The following is a 3,870-nucleotide window of genomic DNA, read 5'->3' as shown; positions in this document are numbered from 1 at the left end:
CGAGCGCCTTGCCGCAGCCCTGCAGGCCATCGGTCACGCGGTGGAACTGGCGGTGGAGCAGGGCGCCGTGAGCGATTCGCCGGCGCGGCGCAACGCCGCCGAGGCCGAACGCCGCCAGCGAGAGGCCGAGCAGCAGATCCTGGCCGACCCCTTCGTGCAGACGATGATGCGCGACTTCGGCGGCACAATCGTGCCCGGCTCGCTCAAGCCACTGACTTTCCACTGATACCCAAGGATTTCCCCCATGTTCAACAAAGGACAACTCGCCGGCCTCATGAAGCAAGCGCAGGCGATGCAGGACAACATGAAAAAAGCCCAGGATGAACTGGGCAACATCGAGGTCACCGGCGAGTCGGGCGCGGGCCTGGTCAAGGTCACCATGACCTGCAAGCACGATGTGAAACGCGTCACCATCGACCCCAGCCTGCTGGCCGACGACAAGGACATGCTCGAAGACCTGGTGGCAGCGGCCTTCAACGCCGCGGTGCGCAAGGCCGAGGAAACTTCAACCGAAAAAATGGGCAAGATCACCGCCGGCATGCCCGGCCTGCCCGGCGGCATGAAATTTCCGTTCTAACTTTATGGCATCCATTTATCTTGAAGCATGAAAGAGGTCCGTCATGGAAAGGAGCGCAGCGCGGCAGTCCATGCAGTCGGAGGTCATGGATTGCTTCACTGTGTTCGCCATGACGACGTTCTCTTCCCCTAACCTTGTTGCTTGATGGCTGACACCAACGCGCTTGAAGCGCTGATCCAGGGACTGCGGCGCCTGCCGGGCGTGGGGGTCAAGTCGGCGCAACGCATGGCATTTCATTTGCTGCAGCATGACCGTCCCGGGGCGCAAACGCTGGCGCTGGCTTTGGCGCATGCGGCGCAAACGGTGCAGCATTGCGAGCGCTGCCATACCTTTACCGAAGCCCAGGTGTGCGCCACCTGTCTGGACACCCGCCGCGACGCCAGCAAACTGTGCGTAGTGGAAACCCCGGCCGATCAGTCAGCGATGGAGCGCACCGGTGCTTACAAGGGGCTTTATTTTGTACTGATGGGAAAACTCAGCCCATTGGATGGCATCGGCCCACACGACATCGGTCTGAAAAAGTTGTTTGACCGGGCTCTGGACGGCAGCGTGCAAGAGGTCATTCTGGCGACCAATTTCACGGCCGAGGGCGAGGCCACGGCCCACGTCATCAGCGAAGGGCTCAAGGCCCGGGGCCTGCACCTGACGCGACTGGCGCGCGGCGTGCCGGTGGGCAGCGAGCTTGAATACGTGGATCTGGGCACCATCGCCCATGCGCTGATGGACCGCCGCTGAGTCGTTTACTGGCGAGCCACCTTGACGGGTTTTTTCGTGGCTGCTGTCCTGGCAGGTGCGCGTTTGGCTGTTTTTGCAATGGCCGTTTTGGCAACGGCCATTTTGCTGCGCGCCTTGGCGCTGCGCACAGGGCGTGCCTTGGCTGGCAAGTAAAGCACCACCGATTGCCCCCGTTTGAATGTGGCTGACGTGCTCACCTTGTTCCAGTCCGCCAGCACCTGGGCGCTCACGCTGAAGCGCCTGGCCATGCTGGCCACGTTGTCTCTTTTGCCCGCTTTCACCACGGTTTTTCTGAGAACCACGTCGGGTGCCAGGGTCAGGAAGCCGTTGTTGGCGACATGCTCTGTGACATCGTTGTTCAGGCTGGCCGAGCGGCGCACCAGCAGGGTTGATCCGGCCCGGACCCGCATCCGTGGCGGAATCTTGTTGACGCTGCGCAACTCGGTCTCGCTCATGCCGACGCGTCTGGCTGCCTCCTCCGGGCTGAGGGTGGTGGGGGCGACCCAGGCGGTCCAGTTGGCCAGACGTCCCCCGGTATAAGCTGCGAGCTTGTTTTGAAAGCGTTCGGCGTTGTCCCAGGGCAGCAGAATCTGGGAGTTGCTGGCCGCCAATAAAACCGGTTTGTTGGCCGATGGGTTGAGCGCCCGAAAGTCGTCCAGTGGTACCTCGGCGAGTTCGGCTGCGAGCGCCACGTCGATGTCGCGCTCAATCTCGACGCTCTGGAAATAGGGGTGGTTGCCGATCTCTGGCAGCGTCACCCTGAAGGACTCAGGGTTGGCCACAATGTTTTTCACGGCTTGCAGCTTGGGCACATACAAGCGGGTTTCCATGGGCATGACCAGATCGTCATAGCTGGTGCCCGTGCCAGTCTGTTTGGCTTTCTTGATGGCCCGCTGCACGCTGCCTTCACCCCAGTTGTAAGCTGCCAGCGCCAGATGCCAGTCGCCAAACATACGATAAAGCTTTTGCATGTAGTCGAGCGCGGCGCGGGTTGATTCGATCACATCACGGCGGTCGTCGCGAAACATGTTCTGTGTGAGGTCAAAGTACTTGCCCGTGGCCGGCATGAATTGCCACATGCCGGCGGCCTTGGCGCTGGAGACCGCTTGTGGATTGAAGGCGCTCTCAATGAACGGCAGCAGCGCCAGCTCGCTGGGCATGTCGCGCCGCTCCAGTTCTTCCACGATGTAGAACAGGTATTTGCTGCCGCGCTCGGTCATGCGCGCCACGTAGTCGGGGCGGCTGCTGTACCAGAGCTCGCGCTCGCTCACCAGGTCGTTGTCGAGGTCGGGCATGGCGAAGCCACGGCGCACACGCTCCCACAAGTCGGCCGGTGGCAACAGGGATTGGACGGTGCGTGAGCGCAAGGCAGGGTCGTTGGCCAGCGGTTTGAGGCCGCCGCCCGGATAGACCGCTGCGCTGCTGTCGGTGGCATAGGGCACGCTGGCAGTCTTGCTGCCGGCTGAAATGCCCGAAGCGGTCGATGTGTTGTCGGCGGGCACGGATGTCGCACAGCCGGCCAGCCAGAGGCTTGACAGCAAGGTCAGAACGTAAAAAAGTTGTTTCAAAATTTATCTTTCCAGGTTCGCAGGGCGGCAAACACAGCGACCGGGTCGTCTGCATTGTGATCGATCTGCTGCACCGCATGGGCCACCTTGGGCAAATGGGTGCGTAAAAAGGGGTTCACGGCTTTTTCAAGACCGATCGAGGAGGGCAGCGTGGGGAAAAACTGCTGACGCAGCGTCCTGGCATGCGTCTGGTAAGCCAGCAAGTCGGTATTGTCGGGCTCAACGGCAAGCGCAAAACGCAAATTTCCCAAAGTATATTCATGGGCGCAACACACGCGGGTGGTATCGGGCAAGGCGGCCAGCCGTGTCAAGGAGGCCAGCATTTGCCCGGGTGTGCCTTCAAACAGGCGCCCGCAACCGGCACTGAACAAGGTGTCACCACAAAACACAACGGGGTCTGCGTCAGGTAGCTGGCCCCAGTAGGCAATGTGCCCTGCGGTGTGGCCCGGCACCAGCAGCACCTCGAAACGTAATCCCAGTGGTGTGATGATGTCGCCGTCGCCCAGCCGTTGCAGCGGCTCGGGCATGCGTTCGGCCGCGGGGCCATACACTTGCGCGCCGGTGCTTTGGCGCAGGGCATCAACCCCGCCGGTGTGGTCGCCGTGATGGTGCGTGACTAAAATCGATTCCAGTGTCAGCCCATGCTGTGCCAGGACAGCCAGCACGGGTTGTGCATCCCCGGGGTCCACCACCAGCGCCCGACGTTCGTCGTGCAACATCCAGATGTAGTTGTCGTTGAAAGCAGGTATTGGAATTAACTTCATGGCTGAACAAATTATAGGTTTGCACGAATGGATGACGACACCGCCCGGGGCTTACCTGCTGGCGTGGGAGCGTGCGCAAATGGCTGCAGTGGTGGCCAATGTGTTCGGTTTCCATGCCCTGCAACTGGGTTTGCCTGAACTCGATGCGCTGGCCGCCAACCGCATGCCGCACCGCTGGCTGGCCACTGAAACACCCCATGAAAAAGCCGCTTTTGTCACCGACTTT

At 61.3% G+C, this 3,870-nt stretch carries 4 protein-coding genes and 2 pseudogenes; 4 read left to right on the top strand and 2 right to left on the bottom strand.

The genetic code is table 11. The features are described from left to right. The 3 genes and pseudogenes from NDI87_RS16950 to recR form a co-directional block, all read left to right on the top strand. A pseudogene (locus NDI87_RS16950) lies at nt 1-226 on the top strand (DNA polymerase III subunit gamma/tau); the annotation flags it as partial. An 18-nt stretch (nt 227-244) separates the two neighbouring features. Further along, nucleotides 245-577 (top strand): YbaB/EbfC family nucleoid-associated protein, encoded by a 333-nt coding sequence (locus NDI87_RS16945; protein ID WP_296276756.1) that lies wholly within the window; start codon nt 245-247, stop codon nt 575-577. 144 nt (nt 578-721) lie between these two features. Further along, nucleotides 722-1,312 (top strand): recombination mediator RecR, encoded by a 591-nt coding sequence (recR, locus tag NDI87_RS16940; RefSeq protein WP_296276755.1) that lies wholly within the window; start codon nt 722-724, stop codon nt 1,310-1,312. 5 nt (nt 1,313-1,317) lie between these two features. Here the strand turns inward: recR and NDI87_RS16935 are convergent, their stop codons facing one another. Continuing rightward, complete coding sequence (locus tag NDI87_RS16935) at nt 1,318-2,880, bottom strand: transglycosylase SLT domain-containing protein (RefSeq protein WP_296276754.1); 1,563 nt, start codon at nt 2,878-2,880, stop codon at nt 1,318-1,320. Continuing rightward, on the bottom strand, nt 2,877-3,644 hold the full coding sequence (gene gloB, locus NDI87_RS16930; protein WP_296276753.1) for a hydroxyacylglutathione hydrolase: 768 nt from the start codon (nt 3,642-3,644) through the stop codon (nt 2,877-2,879). The genes NDI87_RS16935 and gloB overlap by 4 nt, the downstream gene beginning before the upstream one ends. Here gloB and NDI87_RS16925 point away from each other — a divergent pair. Continuing rightward, nucleotides 3,643-3,870 (top strand): annotated as a pseudogene (locus NDI87_RS16925) (SAM-dependent methyltransferase); the annotation flags it as partial. The gene gloB and the pseudogene NDI87_RS16925 sit on opposite strands and share 2 nt — an antisense overlap.

It is taken from the genome of Rhodoferax sp. (assembly GCF_023701345.1).
In the GTDB taxonomy this organism is placed as follows: domain Bacteria; phylum Pseudomonadota; class Gammaproteobacteria; order Burkholderiales; family Burkholderiaceae_C; genus Rhodoferax.
The sequence above is the reverse complement of the archived record's forward strand: the minus strand, read 5'-3'. Positions and strand labels throughout refer to the sequence as shown.

Bases quoted from the DNA above. Each gene is read 5' to 3' on its own strand.
- NDI87_RS16945 (WP_296276756.1), top strand. From the start codon at position 245: ATGTTCAACAAAGGACAACTCGCCGGCCTCATGAAGCAAGCGCAGGCG.
- recR (WP_296276755.1), top strand. From the start codon at position 722: ATGGCTGACACCAACGCGCTTGAAGCGCTGATCCAGGGACTGCGGCGC.
- gloB (WP_296276753.1), bottom strand. From the start codon at position 3,644: ATGAAGTTAATTCCAATACCTGCTTTCAACGACAACTACATCTGGATG.